Origin of the sequence: Photorhabdus namnaonensis (assembly GCF_001684335.1) — a bacterium.
Taxonomy (GTDB): domain Bacteria; phylum Pseudomonadota; class Gammaproteobacteria; order Enterobacterales; family Enterobacteriaceae; genus Photorhabdus; species Photorhabdus namnaonensis.
Map to the genome: position 1 here is coordinate 1 of NZ_LOIC01000004.1, position 625 is coordinate 625.

Sequence of the window (625 nt, forward strand, 5' to 3'; positions counted from 1 at the left end):
GTGCGCGGGGATGACGCTAACCGTTGGTTAGACCGTCCGGCGGGCATTTATGTGCAGAACGATAACGGCGCCTTATCGCTGAGCGCCATCAACAATGTGCAATTAACCGCCAGTGACGTCAAGAATGCCGGTAAAGACGGTCACACCGAGATAACCGCAGGCCATGACCTGACGCTGGACGCCTTAAGCACGCGCCGCACAGAACAGGGCGACTGGGGGAAAGAGAACTATCGCCATCTGACCCAGCAACAGGATATCGGCAGCCAGATAACCGGCGCCGGTGAGGTGACCCTGCAAGCCGGGCATGACGTGAACGCCACCGCCGCCCATGTTAATGCCGGTCAACAACTGACGGCGCAGGCCGGCAATAACCTGACGCTGACCACCGGTACAGCCTCATCCGACTTAGTGGAGCACAGCAAACAAACCAGCAAAGGCTGGCTGTCGAAATCGTCAGTGGAAACCCACGACGAAGTGCATGACCGGCAGGCCCTGAGCACCACATTCAGTGGCGATAAGGTCAATCTCCAGGCCGGAAAAGACCTGCATATTAGCGGCAGCAATGTCGCCGGTACGCAGGACGTCAGCCTGAACGCCGGTCATCAGCTCACCGTCACCACCGCCG

General features: G+C 59.0%; 1 protein-coding gene. It reads left to right on the forward strand.

The genetic code is table 11. The features are described from left to right. The coding region (locus Phpb_RS00410; protein ID WP_205634718.1) for a hemagglutinin repeat-containing protein at positions 1–625 on the forward strand (625 nt) is incomplete at both ends.